Here is a 16,849-nt window from a genome sequence, read left to right as displayed (position 1 = left end):
GCCACCCCTCCGGGCTCACACCTCCGGACGGATCATCCCCGCGGCGGGGGCCTGGGAGGCCGGTGCGGTGGTGCTGACGGGCTGTCCGACGGCGCTGTGCTTGACCCAGTCCGTCCAGGCGACGTTCCAGTCCCCGAAGCCGTTGCCGAAGGGCTCCATCGCGGCGCCCTGGCTGTTCACCACCGTCACCAGGTCCCCCACCCGGGTGTTGTCGTAGAACCACTTGGCGTTCTCGGTGCTCATCCCGGTGCAGCCGTGGCTGACGTTGGCCACGCCCTGCGAGCCGACCGACCAGGGCGCCGCGTGGACGTACTCGCCGCTCCACGTCACCCGGGTGGCCCACTGCACGTCGAGGTCGTACGCCTCCGAGCTGCCGGCGGCGATCCCGATGGTCTCGCCGCTCATCCGGACGGACCGCTCCTGGCCGAGCACCACCTTGACGCCGTTGCGGGTGTCGAAGCCGGGCTTGCCGGTGGTGACCGGGATGGTCCGGACCACCTCGCCGTCGCGCTTCAGGGTGAGCTCATGGGCGGCCGCGTCGACCACCGACTCGACCCGCGGGCCGATCCGCAGCTTCAGCGAACTGCGGTCGCCCCCGTACAGGCCGTCCGCGATCCGGCTGCCGGTGCCGTCGAAGGCCAGCGAGACGGTCGTCCCGGCCGGCCAGTACTCCTCCGGGCGGAAGTGCAGGTTCTTGTCGTCCACCCAGTACCAGGCGCCGGTGACGGCGGGCTGGGAGGTGACGGTCAGGTCGCGCTCGACCTCCTGACGGGCCTGCGGGTCCTTCACCGCCTCGGAGAGCTGCACGGTGAGCGGCTGGCCCACCCCGTAGACGCCGCTGCCGGAGGAGTCCGGGCCGAGCTTGGCGGTGAGCAGGCGCTGGGCCTCCAGGGTGCTGAAGCCCCGGGTGGTGTCGCCGCGGCCGCCCTTGCCGTCGTCGGCGGATATCCGGACGGAGTAGGCGGTGGCGGCCTTCAGCCGGCCGGTGGTCTGCCAGCTGCGCTGGTCGTCGGCCAGCCGGCCCGCGACCACCCGGCCGTCCGGGCCGACCACGGTGACGTCGGTGAGCCGGCTGCCCTCGACGGCCGTCACGGTGACCGGCTGGGAGGGGTCGACCTTGCCGTCGGCCGAGAGGCGGACCAGCGGGCCCGCGTCGATCCGGTGCGGCCCGGCGGACTCGTCCTCACCGGACGAACAGGCGGCCAGCGGGGCCAGCACTGCGAGGGCCAGCGAGATGCTGCCTATACCAGCGATTCCGCGCCTGTCGGCCATGACCGCCTCCGAGGGTTCGCACGATTGATCAGATCGTAGGAACGCCTGGCGGCGAAGCGACATCCGAGCGGCCCGGCCTTCACCCGGCTGAGTGAGTCCGTCACCCCCGGAGACGCAGCAGGGCCGGTCCCCCGTGCGGGGGGACCGGCCCTGTGGCTGAAGCGGAACCTACTGGTTCTGGTTCTCGCCGCGGTAGAACTCGAAGACCCATCCGAAGATGCCGATCATGATGATCGGGGCGGCCCAGAACATCAGCCACCAGCCGAAGATCACGCCCAGGAAGGCGAGCGCGCCACCGAGCGCCAGCGACAGCGGCTGCCAGCTGTGCGGGGCGAAGAAGCCCAGCTCGCCGGCGTCGTCCACGACCTCGGCCTCGGGGTTGTCACCCGCGCCGCTGTCCACCCGGCGGGCGGTGAAGGCGAGGTAGTACCCGATGAAGGCGCAGAGGCCGAAGGCCAGGAACAGCGCGGTCGTGCCGGCGGCCTCCAGGCCGGGGCCCGAGTTGTTGGTCCACAGGCCGTAGGTGATGGCCATGGCCAGCACGAAGACCGACAGGCCCAGGAAGATCTTTCCCTGTTCCTTCATCAGGCGTCACCCTCCTGCTTGCCCTTGCCCAGCTTCGGGGCGTCGTACTTCGCCGGGGTCACACCGGCGAGGTGCTTGGCCGGCTCACCGTGGTTCTCCAGGTAGTCCAGCGCGGCGATCTCCGGGTGGTGGAGGTCGAAGGCCGGGGATTCGGAGCGGATCCGGGGCAGGGTGAGGAAGTTGTGCCGCGGCGGCGGGCAGGAGGTCGCCCACTCCAGCGAGCGGCCGAAGCCCCACGGGTCGTCCGCGGTGACCTTCTCGCCGTACTTGGCGGTCTTCCAGACGTTGTAGAGGAACGGCAGGATCGACAGGCCGAGCACGAAGGAGCCGATGGTCGAGACGGTGTTCAGCGTGGTGAAGCCGTCCGCGGCCAGGTAGTCGGCGTAGCGGCGGGGCATGCCCTCCGCGCCGAGCCAGTGCTGCACCAGGAAGGTGGTGTGGAAGCCGAAGAACAGCGTCCAGAAGGTGATCTTGCCGAGGCGCTCGTCCAGCATCTTGCCGGTCATCTTCGGCCACCAGAAGTGGAAGCCGGCGAACATCGCGAAGACGACGGTGCCGAAGACCACGTAGTGGAAGTGGGCGACGACGAAGTACGAGTCCGAGACGTGGAAGTCGATCGGCGGGGAGGCCAGCAGGACACCGGTCAGACCACCGAAGAGGAAGGTGACCAGGAAGCCGACCGTCCAGAGCATCGGGGTCTCGAAGCTCAGCGAGCCCTTCCACATGGTGCCGACCCAGTTGAAGAACTTCACACCGGTCGGGACCGCGATCAGGAAGGTCATGAACGAGAAGAACGGCAGCAGGACCTGTCCGGTGACGTACATGTGGTGCGCCCACACCGTCACGGACAGACCGGCGATCGCGATGGTGGCCGCGATCAGACCGGAGTAGCCGAACATCGGCTTGCGGCTGAACACCGGGATGATCTCCGACACGATGCCGAAGAACGGCAGCGCGATGATGTACACCTCGGGGTGGCCGAAGAACCAGAACAGGTGCTGCCACAGCATCGCCCCGCCGTTGGCCGGGTCGAAGACGTGGGCGCCGAACTTGCGGTCGGCCTCCAGGGCGAACAGCGCGGCGGCCAGGACCGGGAAGGCCAGCAGGACCAGCACCGAGGTCAGCAGGACGTTCCAGACGAAGATCGACATCCGGAACATCGTCATGCCCGGGGCGCGCATGCAGATGATCGTGGTGATGAAGTTGACCGCACCGAGGATCGTGCCGAAGCCGGAGAAGGCCAGACCCATGATCCACATGTCGCCGCCGACGCCGGGCGAGTGCACCGCGTCCGACAGCGGGGAGTAGGCGAACCAGCCGAAGTTGGCGGCGCCGTTAGGGGTCAGGAAGCCCGCCACCGCGATGGTCGAACCGAAGAGGTACAGCCAGTACGCGAACATGTTCAGACGCGGGAACGCCACGTCCGGGGCACCGATCTGCAGCGGCATGATCCAGTTCGCGAAGCCCGCGAACAGCGGCGTCGCGAACATCAGCAGCATGATCGTGCCGTGCATGGTGAACGCCTGGTTGAACTGCTCGTTCGACAGGATCTGGGTCCCGGGACGAGCCAGTTCGGCGCGCATGACCAGGGCGAGGATGCCGCCGATCAGGAAGAAGGCGAACGACGTGCCCAGGTACAGGGTGCCGATCGTCTTGTGGTCAGTGGTGGTCAGCCACTTGATGATGGTCGAACCCGGCTTGCGGGTCCGCTGCGCCCCGACCGTGACGGCACCGGCGCCCCCGCCGGCCGCGGCGGGCTCGTTGAGGATGGTCACTTCTCTTCACTTCCCATGCCGATGAGGCCGGAGGGCACCGCACCGTTCTGGCCCTTGGCGCGGAGTTCGGCCAGGTGCTTGTCGTAGTCGGCGCGGTCGACGACCTTGACGTTGAACAGCATGCGCGAGTGGTCGGTGCCGCAGAGCTCGGCACACTTGCCCACGTAGTCGCCCTTGACGGTCGGGGTGACCTCGAACTTGTTCACCACACCCGGCACGACGTCCATCTTCATCATGAAGTTGACGGGCCAGAAGTCGTGGATGACGTCACGCGAGGTGAGACGGAACTGCACCGTCTCGTTGACCGGCAGCCAGAGCGTCGGAGCGTCCTTGGGCGTCCCGACCTCGTACGCGGCGTCCTTGTTGGCCGGGTCAGGGGTCTCGGTGTTCTCGTAGTTGAACGCCCAGCTCCACTGGAAGCCGACCACGTTCACGTAGTGCTGCGGCTTCTCGGAGACGTGCGTCAGCTTGTTCTCGTCACGGGCGACGAAGTAGAAGAGCACCGAGACGATGATGATGGGGACCGCGGTGTAGAGCGCCTCGATGGGCACGTTGTACCGGGTCTGCGGGGGGACCTCCACGCCGGTGCGCTTGCGCCGGTGGAAGATCACGCTCCAGATGATCAGACCCCACATCAGTACGCCGACCACCAGCGCCGCGATCCAGGACCCCTGCCACATCTGGAGGACCATCGGCCCTTCCTTGGTGACGGGGCTCGGGAGGCCAAGCCTGGGGAGGTCGTTGGCCGAGCAGCCGGTGGCGGTCGCGATGACGAGGCCCAGTGCCAGCGCCTGAGGCAGCTTCCGCCGCATCGTGCGCCGCGGCGAGCGGTCGGAGCCGTTGGGACTCACGTAGCGCCTTCCCGAAGTCTCGCCCGCCTTCGCGTCGCCCCGCGGAGGATTGTGAGCCTCCCCGGCGACCCGTCCACGGGCACGGTTTGAATGCTTATGCGGGCCAAACCCTACTCCAGCCTTATGCGCTCCTGACGGGCAGCCCCCGGTAACGCGCCGCCCGGTCGCCCGATCAGGCCCGGCAGGGGCTGCGTCGCAGGTCATCGTAGGCATTCGAGGTCCGTACGCCCGATCGGGGGATGACCTCGGACAACGCCCGTGACGGCCCGTCGGACGCGGACGAAGCGGACATTCGGGGTGATCGACTGACGGGGGGTGAGCCGAACGGCCGGGCCGGAAAGGCCGCCGGGTGTGTCGTTAAATGTGACCGTGTACTTCGACGCGGCCTCCACGGCCCCTCTGCACCCCGTCGCCCGGCAGGCGCTGACCGCCGCCCTGGACGAGGGCTGGGCCGACCCGGCCCGGCTGTACCGCTCCGGCCGCCAGGCCCGGATGCTGCTGGACGCCGCCCGCGAGACCGTGGCCGCGGCGCTGGGCGCGCGGGCCGACGAGATCGCCTTCACAGCGAGCGGGACGCAGGCCGTCCAGCTCGGACTGCTCGGCGCCCTGGCCGGGAACCGGCGGCGCGGCGGCCACCTGGTGCACTCCGCGGTCGAGCACTCCAGCGTGCTGCACGTCGCCGAGCGCCACACGGGCGCGGGCGGCGAGGTCTCCGTGGTGCCGGTGGACCGGGGCGGCCGGGTCGACCCGGCCGCCTTCGCCGCGGCGCTGCGCCCGGACACCGCGCTCGCCGCGCTGCAGAGCGCCAACCACGAGGTGGGGACGGTCCAGCCGGTCGGCGAGGTCGCCGAGCTGTGCGCCGCGGCCGGCGTCCCGCTGCTGGTGGACGCGGCGCAGAGCGCCGGGCGGGTGGACGTCCCGGCGGGCTGGTCGCTGCTGACCGCGAGCGCGCACAAGTGGGGCGGCCCGCCCGGGGTCGGGGTGCTGGCGGTGCGCAAGGGCGTCCGGTACGCCTCGCCGCTGCCCGCCGACGAGCGCGAGGGCGGCCGGGTGCCCGGCTACGTCAACGTCCCGGCGATCGTGGCCGCGGCCGCGTCGCTGCGCGCCGTCCGGGCCGAGGCCGAGCAGGAGAACGCCCGGCTGCACGCGCTGGTGGAGCGGATCCGGGCGCGGGTGCCGCAGCTGGTGCCCGAGGTCGAGGTGGTCGGCGACCCGGTGCGGCGGCTGCCGCACATCGTCACCTTCTCCTGCCTGTACGTGGACGGCGAGGTCCTGCTGACCGAGTTGGACCGGGCGGGCTTCGCGGTCTCCTCCGGCTCCTCCTGCACCTCCTCCACGCTGACGCCCAGCCATGTGCTGGCGGCGATGGGGGTGCTCACCGAGGGGAACGTCCGGGTCTCGCTGCCGCCCGGAACGGCCGAGGCCGACGTGGACCGCTTCCTCACGGTGCTGCCGGAGCTGGTCGCCGGGGTCCGGGCCCCGCTGGGGCTGGACCTGCCGGCTCCTGAGGTACGGGGGGAGACCCTCGTCATCGACGCCCTGGGCAAGCGCTGTCCGCTGCCGGTGATCGAGCTGGCGAAGCGGATCGGGGAGGTGCCGGAGGGCGGCACGGTCGCCGTGCTGGCCGACGACGAGGCGGCGCGGCTGGACATCCCGGCCTGGTGCGAGATGCGCGGGCAGGAGTACGCGGGCGAGGCCCCGGCCGCCGACTACGGCGGCGACCGGGGCTCGGCCTACCTCGTCGTGCGGCGGACTACTTGACCAGGTGCGCGCGGATCTCGGCGGCCGCCTCGGCGCCGTAGTTGTCCTCGAAGCGCTTCAGGAAGCCGCTCGGACGCAGCTCGTACTCCTGGGTGCCGACGGTCTCGATGACCAGGGTGGCGAGCATGCAGCCGAGCTGGGCGGCGCGCTCCAGGTCGAGGTCCCAGGACAGGCCCGCCAGGAAGCCGGCCCGGAAGGCGTCGCCGACGCCGGTCGGGTCGACCTTGGCCTCCTCCCGGGCGCAGCCGACCAGGATCGGCGCCTCGCCCTTGCGCTCGATCCGGACGCCGTTGCTGCCGAGGGTGGTGACCCGGGTGCCGACGCGGGTGAGGAGCTCCTCGGCGTCCCAGCCGGTCTTGGTCTCGATCAGCGCGGCCTCGTACTCGTTGGTGAAGAGGTACGCGGCGCCGTCCACGATCTCGCGGATGTCGTCGCCCTCCAGGCGGGCCAGCTGCTGGGAGGGGTCGGCGGCGAAGGCGTAGCCGCGGGTGCGGCACTCCTGGGTGTGGCGGACCATGCCCTGCGGGTCGTCGGCGCCGATCAGGACGAGGTCCAGGCCGCCCACGCGGTCGGCGATCGGCTTCAGCTCGATGTTGCGGGCCTCGGCCATGGCACCGGTGTAGAACGAGGCGATCTGGTTGTGGTCCTCGTCCGTGGTGCACATGAAGCGGGCGGTGTGCCGGGTCTCGGAGATGTGGACGGACTCGCAGTCCACGTTGTTGCGCTCCAGCCAGCTGCGGTACTCCGCGAAGTCCGCGCCGGCGGCACCGACCAGGATCGGGCGGAGGCCGAGCACACCCATGCCGAAGGCGATGTTCGGGGCGACCCCGCCGCGGCGGATGTCCAGGGTGTCGACCAGGAAGGACAGCGACACGGTGTGCAGCTGCTCGGCGACGAGCTGGTCGGCGAACCGGCCGGGGAACGTCATCAGGTGGTCGGTGGCGATCGAGCCGGCGACGGCGATACGCACGGAAGGTCTCCTCAGGGTGCTGCGGGGCCAGCGGACAGGCGCGGACGAACCCACCTACGGTACCGGGCCGGGGAGGGCGACCAGGCAAGGCCGCCGCAAGTGGGCGCCCCGCACGGCCATGGTGGCACTCGTCGCCGTCGAACGTGTACTACCTCCGGGTAGCACTGGTGGGCGGGAGGGGGCCCGCCTAGGGTCGGCCACAGGAGGCCCGCCGCGCGGGCGGGCCCGACGTCGACCGTGGCAGTGCCGCCACGGATCCGGATCGGAGCGATGCCCGATGACGACCGACCACTCCACCCTGCCCTCCTGGCGGGCCGAGGACGGCGAGACCCTCGACGCCCTGGTGGACTCCTCCCGTCGGCTGCGCCGGTTCTGGCCGCTGCTGGCGGCCCGGCCCGAGCCCGCCGCCCCCGTGTCCGCCGGCTTCCGCGTCCCCTCCGGGGCGCAGCGGGTGGTCGCCGGGATGGCCGAGTACGGCTTCTGAACCGCTGCCCGGCCGCTCGAACCCCTGCCCGACGGGAGCGGAACCGGATCCGTCCGGGCCACGTCACATCCGCGCGGAGCGGCCGAGGAGGCGGCGCCGTTGAGCTCTCGGGAGGATGTGCAGATGGTTCTGGAGACGATGCCCCGGCGTGGTCGGCGGGTGGTGGCCCTGGCGGGCCTGGCGCTGGCGGCGGTGGTGACGGTGGCCGGCTGCAACGGGGACGGCAAGCCCGCCTCGGACTCGGCGGCGGGTGGCGCGGCCACCGGCTCGGCCTCGGCGAGCGCCTCCCCGCAGGCCCCGGTGCCCTCCGGTGGCGCCTCCGCGGCGGCTCCGACCGGGAGCCCCGCGGACCCCGGTCAGCCGACGAAACCGCCGACCGGTACGGTGCCCGACCCGGGCGCGCCCGCCCCCGCGCAGCCCGCACCGGGCACTCCCCCGGCCAACGGGATCGCGCCGGGTGAGCCGAACCCGAACGGTTCGGGTGCCCCCGCGCGCCCGCCGGTGTCCTACCGGGTGGACGGCACCACCAAGCTGACCGTGTACTTCTTCGGCGGGGTCTGCACCCAGTACGCGCTGAAGGCGGACGAGTCGCAGCCGGGCCGGGTCGGCGTCACGGTCGTGGCGGGGCCGCCCACCGTGGGCCCCGGGCAGGTCTGCAACGCGCTGGCCAAGCGGCAGTCGGTGTCGGCCGATCTGCGCTCCCCGCTGACCGGGCGGACGGTGGTCGACAGGACCAGCGGCCAGGAGGTCCCGCTGGACGCCGACCCGCACGCCGGGCCGGACCCGGTGACCCCGGACGTCGCCGGGCAGTAGCCGCACGGCGGGGGGAACGACGAAGAGGCGGCCCCGGGAGCTCCCGGGGCCGCCTCTTCGCAGCGGGCTTAGCTGAACGAGTCGCCGCAGGCGCAGGAGCCGGTGGCGTTCGGGTTGTCGATGGTGAAGCCCTGCTTCTCGATGGTGTCGACGAAGTCGACGGTGGCGCCGCCCAGGTACGGGGCGCTCATCCGGTCGGTGACGACCTTCACGCCGTTGAAGTCCTTGATCACGTCGCCGTCGAGCGAGCGCTCGTCGAAGAACAGCTGGTAACGCAGGCCGGAGCAGCCACCGGGCTGGACGGCGACGCGCAGCGCCAGGTCCTCGCGGCCTTCCTGCTCCAGCAGGGCCTTGACCTTGGCCGCGGCGGCATCGGTGAGGAGGATGCCACTCTCGACGGTGGTCTCGTCCTGGACGGTCATCTGCTTTCTCCCGGTCTTTGACGACGGTCTACCGCCAGTGCCAACCAACGGCCGTCCGGATTCATTTCCCGGGCGGCGATGGATTTCTGCGGCCTGTTCGCGGCTGGTTTTCCGTGGACCGGGTGTGCCACCCGCGTCCCATACGCTCCCCATGCTCGCACAACCCGGGAGGACCGGTCACCGCCCGAGCCGTGGATCCGGGTGAACCGGCCCCGCGGCGGGCCGTCGGGCGCCAGGATGGTCGGCATGATCCTTCGCCCGGTCAGGGACACCGCCGCGGACGCGGAGGCCGTCCAGGAGCTGTCCGCCGCCGCGTTCGCCGACCCCGCCGGGGCCGGGACGCCGGAGCCGCCGACGCCGCTGCAGCTGGCCGGGACGAGACACCTGGCGCGCACCGACCCCGGGGGCTGCTGGCTCGCCGAGAGCGGCGGGGAGCCGGTCGGAGTGGTGCTGTCGATGCGCCGGGAGGGCCTGTGGTCGCCGTCCCTGTACGCGGTCCGGCCGTCCGCGCAGGGCAAGGGGGTAGGACGGCTGCTGCTGGAGCGGGCGGCCTCGCACGCACGGGGCTGTCTGCGCGGGATGGTCTGCGCCGCGGACGCCCCCGCGGCGGCGCGCCGCTACCGGCTGGCCGGGTTCACCCTGCACCCGGCGATGCGGCTGGCCGGGCGGGTGGACCGGGGCGGGCTGGTCGATCCCGGGGACATCCCGGTGCACCGCGGCAACGCCACCCACCTGCACCTGCTGGACTCGGTGGACCGACGGCTGCGCGGCTCCGCGCACGGGCCCGACCACGAGCTGATGCTGGGCCACTTCGAGGAGCTGCTGATCGCCGACGCGCTGGCCGGCAGCGGCTACTGCTACCGGGACGGCGGCGCGGTGCGGCTGCTCGCGGCCACCAGCAAGCGGATCGCCGCCCGGCTGCTGCGCGAGGCGCTGGCCCGGGTGCCGGACGGGGTCGAGGCGCGGGTGGACTTCCTGACCGCCGAGCAGGAGTGGGCCCTGGACGTCGGGTTGGAGGTCGGGCTGACGCCGCGGGCCGGCGGCTTCGTCGGGGTGCGCGGCATGCGGCCGCCGACGCCGTACCTGCCGAGCGCGGCGTTCCTGTAGCGCGGGCAGGACGACCGCTACGACCGGGACGACGGGACGACCGGGGCGGCGCGTGCGGAGACGCGCACGGCCCCACCGGGAGCCGGTGGGGCCGTGCGCGGGAGCCTCGGTCAGACCATGGTGTCCAGGATCTCCTTGACCATCTCCAGGGTGGTGCCCGGGTGCAGGAAGGCGAAGCGGGCGACCGTCTCGCCGTCCCAGCCGGTGGGGGTGACGAAGCCGATCTGGTCCGCGAGCAGCTGCTGCGACCAGCGGTAGTAGTCGTCGTTGGTCCAGCCCTTGCGCTTGAAGCAGACCGCCGAGAGCTGCGGGTCGAACAGCAGCTCCAGGTGGTCGCTCTCGCGGATCAGCTGCGCGGTGTCCCGGGCGAGCGTCAGGCCGGCCTCGATGGCGTCGGTGTAGGCCTGGACGCCGTGCACGGCGAGCGAGAACCAGAGCGGCAGGCCGCGGGCGCGCCGGGTGAGGTGGTAGGCGTAGTCGGTGGGGTTCCACTCGTCGCCCTCGGTGTGCAGGACGTCCAGGTAGGAGGCGTCCTGGGTGTGCACGGCGCGGGCCAGCTGCGGGTTGCGGTAGATCAGCGCGGCGCAGTCGAAGGGGGCGAACAGCCACTTGTGCGGGTCGACCACGAAGGAGTCGGCGTGCTCGATGCCGTTGTAGCGCTCGCGCACCGAGGGGGCGAAGAGGCCCGCACCGCCGTAGGCGCCGTCCACGTGGAACCACAGGTCACGCTCGCGGGCGACCTCGGCCAGGCCGGCCAGGTCGTCGACGATGCCCTCGTTGGTGGTGCCGGCGGTGCCGACGACGGCGATCACCGTCTCGGGGTGGGGGTCGGCGGCCAGCGCGGCGCGCAGCGCCTCACCGGTGAACCGGCGGTTCACGGTCGGGACCTTGAAGGCCTCGACGCCGATGATGTTGAAGGTGTTCTTGACCGAGGAGTGCACCTGGTCGGCGACGGCTATCCGCAGCCGCGCCTCCGGGCCGACGCCGAGGCGGCGTCGGGCGGTGTCGCGGGCGACCACGAGCGCGGAGAGGTTGCCCGCCGAGCCGCCGGAGACGAAGGTGCCGCCGGCCGTCTCGGGCATGCCCGCGCGGTCGGCGATCAGGCGCAGCACCTGGTTCTCGGCGGCGATCGCGCCGGCCGCCTCCAGCCAGGAGATGCCCTGCAGCGAGGCGCAGGAGACCACCATGTCGAACAGCAGCGCGGCCTTGGTCGGGGCGCACGGGATGAAGGACAGGTAGCGCGGGCTGTCGGCGGAGATGACCGCGCGGGACAGCTCGTGGTCGTAGAGCTTGAGCACGTCGACCGGGTTGTTGCCGTCCTGGTTCAGCAGGCCGGACAGCTGGGCGCGCAGGTGCTCGCCGTCACCGGGGTGGTCGAGCGGGACGGGGTCGTACTGCAGCCGCTCCCGCATGTAGTCGAAAACCAGGTCGACCAGTTCGTTGTCGGGCCGGTGCATGCGGTCGGGGGCTGCGGACACGGCGGGTCCCTCTCGGCTGTGGGTGTCGGGTATGAGATCCGGCCCGGTCGGCGGGGGCTTCACCGCAACGACCGGACGTGATCAGCGTAGGCAGCCGGAGTGCTTCGCCGCGCGTCGGAACGCGGCTGGTCAGGCAGGTTTCGAGCGTCTTCGGGCCGGTACGCGCAGGATTCCTGCGCACGCGTCCGGGGTCAGCCGATGAGCTGGGAGAGGACCACCGAGGAGCGGCTGCGCTGGACGCCGGGCTCCCGCCGGATCCGCTCGATGACGGCCTCCAGGTGGCGCGTGTCGGCGGCCCGCAGGTGGACCAGGGCGTCCGGGTCGCCGGTGACCGTCCAGGCGGCCACGACCTCGGGGAACTGGCGCAGGCTGGCGAGGATCTCCTCGGGGCCGGTGCGCTCGCGGCAGTAGACCTCGACGAAGGCCTCGGTCTGCCAGCCGAGCACCGCGGGGTCGAGCACCACGGTGAAGCCCCGCACCACGCCGCGCGCCCGCAGCCGGTCGATCCGGCGGCGCACGGCGGTGGCGGAGAGGTTCACCTGCACACCGATCTCGGCGTACGAGGCGCGGCCGTCGCGGCCGAGCCGGGCGAGCAGCAGCCGGTCGGTCTCGTCCAGGTCGGCCCCGATCACCTCGTGCGCTCGGCTGCTGCTCATCGGTGCGGGGCTCCACGGGTCGTGCGAGGGTTCGGCGGGGCGTCGCGGCGGCGGCCGCCGGTGCCGAAACGGTTCGCCACCATTCTGGCGGATGACCTGAACGAGTTCACCGCAGATGGATGACGGACCGGCGACCGAGAGGCCCTCACTCCACCAGGAGGACGATCTTGCCCCGGGTGCGGCCCTCGGCGCTGAGCGCCTGGGCGGAGGCGGCCTGGGCCAGCGGGAAGGTCGACGCGACCGTGACGGTCAGCCGGCCGTCGTCGGCGAGCGCGGCCAGCTCGGTGAGGCCCTCGGCGTCCGGACGGACCCAGACGTACCGGCCGCCGAGGGCCTTGACCCCGTAGTCGGCGACCGAGGCGATCCGGCCCGGGTCGGCCACCAGGCCCGCCGAGACCTGCACGGCGCCCCGGCCGACCAGGTCCAGGGCCGCGTCCACCCCGCCCGGGGCGAGCGCGCGGACCCGCTCGGCCAGGCCCTCGCCGTGGGCGACCGGCTCGGCGCCCAGGCCCCGCAGGTAGTCGTGGTTGCGCTCGGCCGCGGTGCCGATCACCCGGGCGCCGAGGGCGCGGGCCAGCTGCACCGCCAGGTGGCCGACCCCGCCGGCCGCGGCGTGCACCAGGACCGTCTCCCCCTCGGCGAGCCGCAGCGCCCGCAGGCCCTGCAGCGCGGTGAGCCCGGCCAGCGGCAGACCGCCGGCCTGCGCCCAGTCCAGCGCGGCCGGCTTGCGGGCCAGGGTGCGGACCGGGGCGGAGACCAGCTCGGCGTAGGTGCCGTGCTCGACGGCGTCCTTGCGGACGTAGCCGTAGACCTCGTCGCCCGGTGCGAACTCGGTGACCCCGCCGCCGACCGCCCGGACCACGCCGGCCACGTCCCAGCCCATGACCAGCGGGAAGTGCGCGTCGAGCATGCCGTCCAGGGCGCCGTCCCGGACCTTCCAGTCCACCGGGTTCACCCCGGCCGCCCGGACCTCCACCAGGACCGAGTCGGGGCCGACCTTGGGGTCGGGCAGCTCGGTGTACTCGACCACCTCGGGCCCGCCGTAGCGATTGATCGCGATTGCTTTCATGGCTCAGCCATACCCTGGAGCTTCGAAATATCGATTCGGCCACGCCCGGACTCCCCCAAACCGGGCATCGGGCGCCGCAAGGGTCCGATCCGGCGAGCGGTTCTCGTCACATCGACAGGATGGCCATCGTCACTCTGACACTAAGCGGTTATCATAGATAGTGTCAGTTAGACGAAAAGGCTTCACCGCTCGATCGGCCGCACAGAAGGGCACCCGCCCGTGACCACCACCATCACCGAGACCTCCGGCGTCGACCCCACTCCGACGCCGCTCGCTCTGCTGCTGCTCGGCCGTGAGGCCGACCCGAACAGCGAGCGCGGCGTCGAGTGCCCGGGTGACCTCCCTCCGGCCTCCGACCCCCACCTCGTCGAGCGCGCCCGGGCCGCCAAGGCCGCCCTCGGCGACCGCGTCTTCATCCTCGGCCACCACTACCAGCGCGACGAGGTGATCGAGTTCGCCGACGTCACCGGCGACTCCTTCAAGCTCGCCCGCGACGCCGCGGCCCGCCCCGAGGCCGAGTACATCGTGTTCTGCGGCGTGCACTTCATGGCCGAGTCGGCGGACATCCTCACCACCGACGCCCAGCAGGTCGTCCTGCCGGACCTCGCGGCCGGCTGCTCGATGGCCGACATGGCCACCGCCGAGCAGGTCGCCGAGTGCTGGGACGTGCTGACCGACGCCGGCATAGCCGACGTGACCGTCCCGGTCTCGTACATGAACTCCTCCGCCGACATCAAGGCCTTCACCGGCAAGCACGGCGGCACCATCTGCACCTCCTCCAACGCCAAGCGCGCCCTGGAGTGGGCCTTCGAGCAGGGTCAGAAGGTCCTGTTCCTGCCCGACCAGCACCTCGGCCGCAACACCGCGGTGCGCGAGATGGGCTTCTCGCTGGACGACTGCGTCCTGTACAACCCGCACAAGCCGAACGGCGGCCTGACCGCCGAGCAGCTGCGGGACGCGAAGATGATCCTCTGGCGCGGCCACTGCTCGGTGCACGGCCGGTTCAGCCTGGACTCGGTGAACGACGTCCGCGAGCGGATCCCCGGCGCGACCGTCCTGGTCCACCCCGAGTGCAAGCACGAGGTCGTCACGGCCGCCGACATGGTGGGCTCGACCGAGTACATCATCAAGGCGCTGGACGCCGCGGAGCCCGGCTCCAAGTGGGCCATCGGCACCGAGCTCAACCTGGTCCGCCGCCTGGCCAAGGCGCACCCGGACAAGGAGATCGTCTTCCTGGACCGCACGGTCTGCTTCTGCTCGACCATGAACCGGATCGACCTGCCGCACCTGGTCTGGGCGCTGGAGTCGCTGGTCGAGGGCCGGGTGCCGAACGTGATCACCGTGGACCCGGAGACCGAGAAGTACGCCAAGGCGGCGCTGGACCGGATGCTGGCCCTGCCGTAGCCGGGCCGGTCGGGACCACCGCGACCGGATCACCCGACCGGACGGCCCCGACCGACCAGCACACGAAGGGCGGGCCCCCTCCCACCGGAGGGGGCCCGCCCTTTCGTCTGGCGGCAGCCGCAGGGCTACTCGGGGAAGCCCGGGATCACGCCCTCGCCGTCGGCCATCAGCAGCTCGCGGACCTCGTCGATCGTCGCGTCGGCGCTCGGCAGGATCAGCTCGGACGGCTCCAGCGAATCCAGCGGCACCGGGGTGCCGTACTGCTTCACCGCGTCCAGCAGCTTGCCGTAGGCCTGGCGGAAGAGCTCCTCGTCCCCCGAGTCCACTGCGGTGACGAGCTCGGCGTCGAGCTCGTTGAGCAGGTTCAGGTGGGTCTCGCCCACCTCGAACTGCCCTTCACCCATGACCCTCATGATCATGCCGTGCGTCTCCCTGGTTCGTGGGGTCGAGCTCAGATCACTTGTTGTAGTTGATGCGCGGGGTGTCCTGCTGCTGCTGCGGCTGGGCCTCCGGCTTGCCCTGCTCGATCGCGGCCGGGCCGGACGACGACGGGCCGCCGGTCAGCTCCGCCTTCATCCGGGCCAGCTCCAGCTCGACGTCGGACCCGCCGGCGACGCGCTCCAGCTCGGCCTCGATGTCGTCCTTGCGACCGAGACCGCTGGCGTCGTCGAGCGCGCCGGAGGCGAGCAGCTCGTCGATGGCCCCGGCACGGGCCTGCATCTGGGCGGTCTTGTCCTCGGCCCGCTGGATGGCCAGGCCGACGTCGCCCATCTCCTCCGAGATGCCCGAGAAGGACTCGGCGATCCGGGTCTGCGCCTGGGCGGCGGTGTAGGTCGCCTTGATGGTCTCCTTCTTGGTGCGGAAGGCGTCCACCTTGGCCTGCAGCCGCTGGGAGGCGAGGGTGAGCTTCTCCTCCTCGGCCTGCAGCTGCTGGTACTGCGTCTCCAGATCGGTGATCTGGGACTGCATGTTGGCCTTGCGGGTCAGTGCCTCGCGGGCGAGGTCCTCGCGGCCGAGGGACAGCGCCTTGCGGCCCTGGTCCTCGTACTTGGCCGACTGCTGCTGGAGCTGGGTCAGCTGGAGTTCGAGGCGCTTGCGCGAGGTCGCGACGTCCGCGACGCCACGGCGTACCTTCTGCAGCAGTTCGAGCTGCTTCTGGTACGAGTAGTCGAGCGTCTCACGCGGATCCTCCGCCCGGTCCAAGGCCTTGTTCGCCTTGGAGCGGAAGATCAGCCCCATACGCTTCATGATTCCGTCGCTCATGGGCCTCGGGTGCCCCCTTCTCCGGCCTGCGGTCTCTATCTCGTTACCAGACACGACGAGTGTATGTGCAGCGAGCCCGTCGCCGCAGTGCACCTGCCTGCAACAAGACTGCTACAGCGACCAGTGGCGTTTCCTCCTCCCCCGGGTGGATCCGCCCCTCATCCCCCTCATCGTCCATCCGACTGATCCCCTACGGGAAGCCCCCGGGAAACCCGGTTCGGGCGGCTGCCCCGCGGTATCGATATGCGCTCGGTTCGGAGGGCACCCGTGGAAGCGGCTCCGCACCCCGTACGCTGGTGGTGTGTTCCGACGCCGTTCAGATGATGCCGCCGCCTCCGCCACCGTGCTGGAGAAGCAGGACGAGACGCCCCAGGCCCGCCACCCCGAGGCCAAGAAGGGCCGCCCCACCCCCAAGCGCAACGAGGCCGAGGCCCACCGGCGCACCCGGGTGACGGTGCCCAAGGACCGCAAGGAGGCCGCCCGCCAGGGTCGTGAGCGGATGCGCGTCGAGCGCGAGAAGCAGCGCCAGGCGCTGATGAGCGGCGACGAGCGGCACCTGCCGGCCCGGGACAAGGGCCCGGTCCGCCGGTTCGTCCGCGACTACGTCGACGCCCGCTGGTCGCTCGCCGAGTTCTTCCTGCCGGCCGCCGTGGTCATCCTGGTGCTCAGCATCATCAAGGTGAGCCAGATCCAGCTGCTGTCCACCCTGCTGTTCCTGCTGTTCTTCGTCTTCGTGATCCTGGACTTCGTCCGCCTGGGCTTCGGCCTGCGCAAGGCGCTCGCCGGACGCTTCCCGAACGAGGACACCCGCGGCGCCGTCGCCTACGGCATCATGCGCACCCTGCAGATGCGCCGGCTGCGCCTGCCCAAGCCGCAGGTGCGGCGCGGGGAGAAGCCCTGACCGCCGAACCGGTCGACTCCGGCTGGGCCCCGCCTTCC

Annotated in this window: 17 protein-coding genes; 6 read left to right on the top strand and 11 right to left on the bottom strand. The window is 71.7% G+C overall.

Going from position 1 to position 16,849, the window contains the following annotated elements; genetic code table 11:
* Positions 1 to 15: 15 nt before the first annotated feature.
* From ACZ6Y7_RS17340 to ctaC, 4 genes are all read right to left on the bottom strand, one after another.
* The gene (locus ACZ6Y7_RS17340) at positions 16 to 1,272 is read right to left on the bottom strand and encodes a L,D-transpeptidase (RefSeq protein ID WP_465758718.1); all 1,257 of its coding nucleotides are present in this window, start codon (positions 1,270 to 1,272) and stop codon (positions 16 to 18) included.
* Positions 1,273 to 1,440: 168 nt separating this feature from the next.
* Entirely contained in the window at positions 1,441 to 1,857 is a 417-nt protein-coding gene (locus tag ACZ6Y7_RS17335) for a cytochrome c oxidase subunit 4 (RefSeq protein WP_465758717.1), read from the bottom strand.
* A complete protein-coding gene (gene ctaD / locus ACZ6Y7_RS17330; RefSeq protein ID WP_465758716.1) occupies positions 1,857 to 3,632 on the bottom strand; it encodes an aa3-type cytochrome oxidase subunit I in 1,776 nt (591 codons plus the stop codon). The genes ACZ6Y7_RS17335 and ctaD overlap by 1 nt, the downstream gene beginning before the upstream one ends.
* The gene (ctaC, locus tag ACZ6Y7_RS17325) at positions 3,629 to 4,483 is read right to left on the bottom strand and encodes an aa3-type cytochrome oxidase subunit II (RefSeq protein WP_465758715.1); all 855 of its coding nucleotides are present in this window, start codon (positions 4,481 to 4,483) and stop codon (positions 3,629 to 3,631) included. The genes ctaD and ctaC overlap by 4 nt, the downstream gene beginning before the upstream one ends.
* Positions 4,484 to 4,846: 363 nt before the next feature.
* On the opposite strand from ctaC, the gene ACZ6Y7_RS17320 reads away from it, so the two are divergent.
* Entirely contained in the window at positions 4,847 to 6,244 is a 1,398-nt protein-coding gene (locus ACZ6Y7_RS17320) for an aminotransferase class V-fold PLP-dependent enzyme (protein WP_465758714.1), read from the top strand.
* On the opposite strand, the gene ACZ6Y7_RS17315 is transcribed toward ACZ6Y7_RS17320, so the two are convergent.
* Positions 6,237 to 7,214: a carbohydrate kinase family protein gene (locus tag ACZ6Y7_RS17315; protein ID WP_465758713.1), complete on the bottom strand. Its 978-nt coding sequence runs from the start codon at positions 7,212 to 7,214 to the stop codon at positions 6,237 to 6,239. The genes ACZ6Y7_RS17320 and ACZ6Y7_RS17315 overlap by 8 nt on opposite strands.
* Positions 7,215 to 7,491: 277 nt before the next feature.
* On the opposite strand from ACZ6Y7_RS17315, the gene ACZ6Y7_RS17310 reads away from it, so the two are divergent.
* Together ACZ6Y7_RS17310 and ACZ6Y7_RS17305 are read left to right on the top strand one after the other, a co-directional pair.
* The gene (locus ACZ6Y7_RS17310; RefSeq protein ID WP_465758712.1) at positions 7,492 to 7,698 is read left to right on the top strand and encodes a hypothetical protein; all 207 of its coding nucleotides are present in this window, start codon (positions 7,492 to 7,494) and stop codon (positions 7,696 to 7,698) included.
* A gap of 123 nt (positions 7,699 to 7,821) precedes the next feature.
* Entirely contained in the window at positions 7,822 to 8,511 is a 690-nt protein-coding gene (locus tag ACZ6Y7_RS17305) for a hypothetical protein (RefSeq protein ID WP_465758711.1), read from the top strand.
* A 68-nt stretch (positions 8,512 to 8,579) separates the two neighbouring features.
* On the opposite strand, the gene erpA is transcribed toward ACZ6Y7_RS17305, so the two are convergent.
* Positions 8,580 to 8,933, bottom strand: coding sequence for an iron-sulfur cluster insertion protein ErpA (erpA, locus tag ACZ6Y7_RS17300; protein ID WP_316520866.1), 354 nt, complete (start codon positions 8,931 to 8,933; stop codon positions 8,580 to 8,582).
* A gap of 246 nt (positions 8,934 to 9,179) precedes the next feature.
* On the opposite strand from erpA, the gene ACZ6Y7_RS17295 reads away from it, so the two are divergent.
* Positions 9,180 to 10,040: a GNAT family N-acetyltransferase gene (locus tag ACZ6Y7_RS17295; RefSeq protein WP_465758710.1), complete on the top strand. Its 861-nt coding sequence runs from the start codon at positions 9,180 to 9,182 to the stop codon at positions 10,038 to 10,040.
* A gap of 110 nt (positions 10,041 to 10,150) precedes the next feature.
* On the opposite strand, the gene ACZ6Y7_RS17290 is transcribed toward ACZ6Y7_RS17295, so the two are convergent.
* The 3 genes from ACZ6Y7_RS17290 to ACZ6Y7_RS17280 all read right to left on the bottom strand — a co-directional run bounded on the left by ACZ6Y7_RS17290 (position 10,151) and on the right by ACZ6Y7_RS17280 (position 13,243).
* Entirely contained in the window at positions 10,151 to 11,518 is a 1,368-nt protein-coding gene (locus ACZ6Y7_RS17290) for a pyridoxal phosphate-dependent decarboxylase family protein (RefSeq protein WP_465758709.1), read from the bottom strand.
* A gap of 191 nt (positions 11,519 to 11,709) precedes the next feature.
* On the bottom strand, positions 11,710 to 12,174 hold the full coding sequence (locus ACZ6Y7_RS17285) for an Lrp/AsnC family transcriptional regulator (protein WP_465758708.1): 465 nt from the start codon (positions 12,172 to 12,174) through the stop codon (positions 11,710 to 11,712).
* Between the two features lie 145 nt (positions 12,175 to 12,319).
* Positions 12,320 to 13,243, bottom strand: coding sequence for an NADP-dependent oxidoreductase (locus tag ACZ6Y7_RS17280; RefSeq protein ID WP_465758707.1), 924 nt, complete (start codon positions 13,241 to 13,243; stop codon positions 12,320 to 12,322).
* A gap of 219 nt (positions 13,244 to 13,462) precedes the next feature.
* Between ACZ6Y7_RS17280 and nadA the strand changes: the two genes are divergently transcribed.
* Positions 13,463 to 14,647, top strand: coding sequence for a quinolinate synthase NadA (gene nadA / locus ACZ6Y7_RS17275; protein ID WP_465758706.1), 1,185 nt, complete (start codon positions 13,463 to 13,465; stop codon positions 14,645 to 14,647).
* A 125-nt stretch (positions 14,648 to 14,772) separates the two neighbouring features.
* Here the strand turns inward: nadA and pspAA are convergent, their stop codons facing one another.
* Both pspAA and ACZ6Y7_RS17265 read right to left on the bottom strand, forming a co-directional pair.
* Positions 14,773 to 15,066: a PspA-associated protein PspAA gene (pspAA, locus tag ACZ6Y7_RS17270; RefSeq protein WP_465758705.1), complete on the bottom strand. Its 294-nt coding sequence runs from the start codon at positions 15,064 to 15,066 to the stop codon at positions 14,773 to 14,775.
* Between the two features lie 37 nt (positions 15,067 to 15,103).
* Positions 15,104 to 15,910, bottom strand: coding sequence for a PspA/IM30 family protein (locus ACZ6Y7_RS17265; protein ID WP_465758704.1), 807 nt, complete (start codon positions 15,908 to 15,910; stop codon positions 15,104 to 15,106).
* A gap of 301 nt (positions 15,911 to 16,211) precedes the next feature.
* On the opposite strand from ACZ6Y7_RS17265, the gene ACZ6Y7_RS17260 reads away from it, so the two are divergent.
* Positions 16,212 to 16,811, top strand: coding sequence for a DUF3043 domain-containing protein (locus tag ACZ6Y7_RS17260; RefSeq protein WP_465758703.1), 600 nt, complete (start codon positions 16,212 to 16,214; stop codon positions 16,809 to 16,811).
* Positions 16,812 to 16,849: the final 38 nt, after the last annotated feature.

The sequence above is a fragment of the Kitasatospora sp. NPDC053308 genome (assembly GCF_055585785.1).
The sequence above is the reverse complement of the archived record's forward strand: the minus strand, read 5'-3'. Positions and strand labels throughout refer to the sequence as shown.

Excerpts from the sequence above, each read along its gene's own strand:
- ACZ6Y7_RS17335 (WP_465758717.1), bottom strand. The coding sequence starts at position 1,857 with ATGAAGGAACAGGGAAAGATCTTCCTGGGCCTGTCGGTCTTCGTGCTG.
- ACZ6Y7_RS17280 (WP_465758707.1), bottom strand. The coding sequence starts at position 13,243 with ATGAAAGCAATCGCGATCAATCGCTACGGCGGGCCCGAGGTGGTCGAG.
- erpA (WP_316520866.1), bottom strand. The coding sequence starts at position 8,933 with ATGACCGTCCAGGACGAGACCACCGTCGAGAGTGGCATCCTCCTCACC.
- ACZ6Y7_RS17305 (WP_465758711.1), top strand. The coding sequence starts at position 7,822 with ATGGTTCTGGAGACGATGCCCCGGCGTGGTCGGCGGGTGGTGGCCCTG.
- ACZ6Y7_RS17285 (WP_465758708.1), bottom strand. The coding sequence starts at position 12,174 with ATGAGCAGCAGCCGAGCGCACGAGGTGATCGGGGCCGACCTGGACGAG.
- ACZ6Y7_RS17265 (WP_465758704.1), bottom strand. The coding sequence starts at position 15,910 with ATGAGCGACGGAATCATGAAGCGTATGGGGCTGATCTTCCGCTCCAAG.
- ACZ6Y7_RS17310 (WP_465758712.1), top strand. The coding sequence starts at position 7,492 with ATGACGACCGACCACTCCACCCTGCCCTCCTGGCGGGCCGAGGACGGC.
- ACZ6Y7_RS17295 (WP_465758710.1), top strand. The coding sequence starts at position 9,180 with ATGATCCTTCGCCCGGTCAGGGACACCGCCGCGGACGCGGAGGCCGTC.
- ACZ6Y7_RS17340 (WP_465758718.1), bottom strand. The coding sequence starts at position 1,272 with ATGGCCGACAGGCGCGGAATCGCTGGTATAGGCAGCATCTCGCTGGCC.
- pspAA (WP_465758705.1), bottom strand. The coding sequence starts at position 15,066 with ATGATCATGAGGGTCATGGGTGAAGGGCAGTTCGAGGTGGGCGAGACC.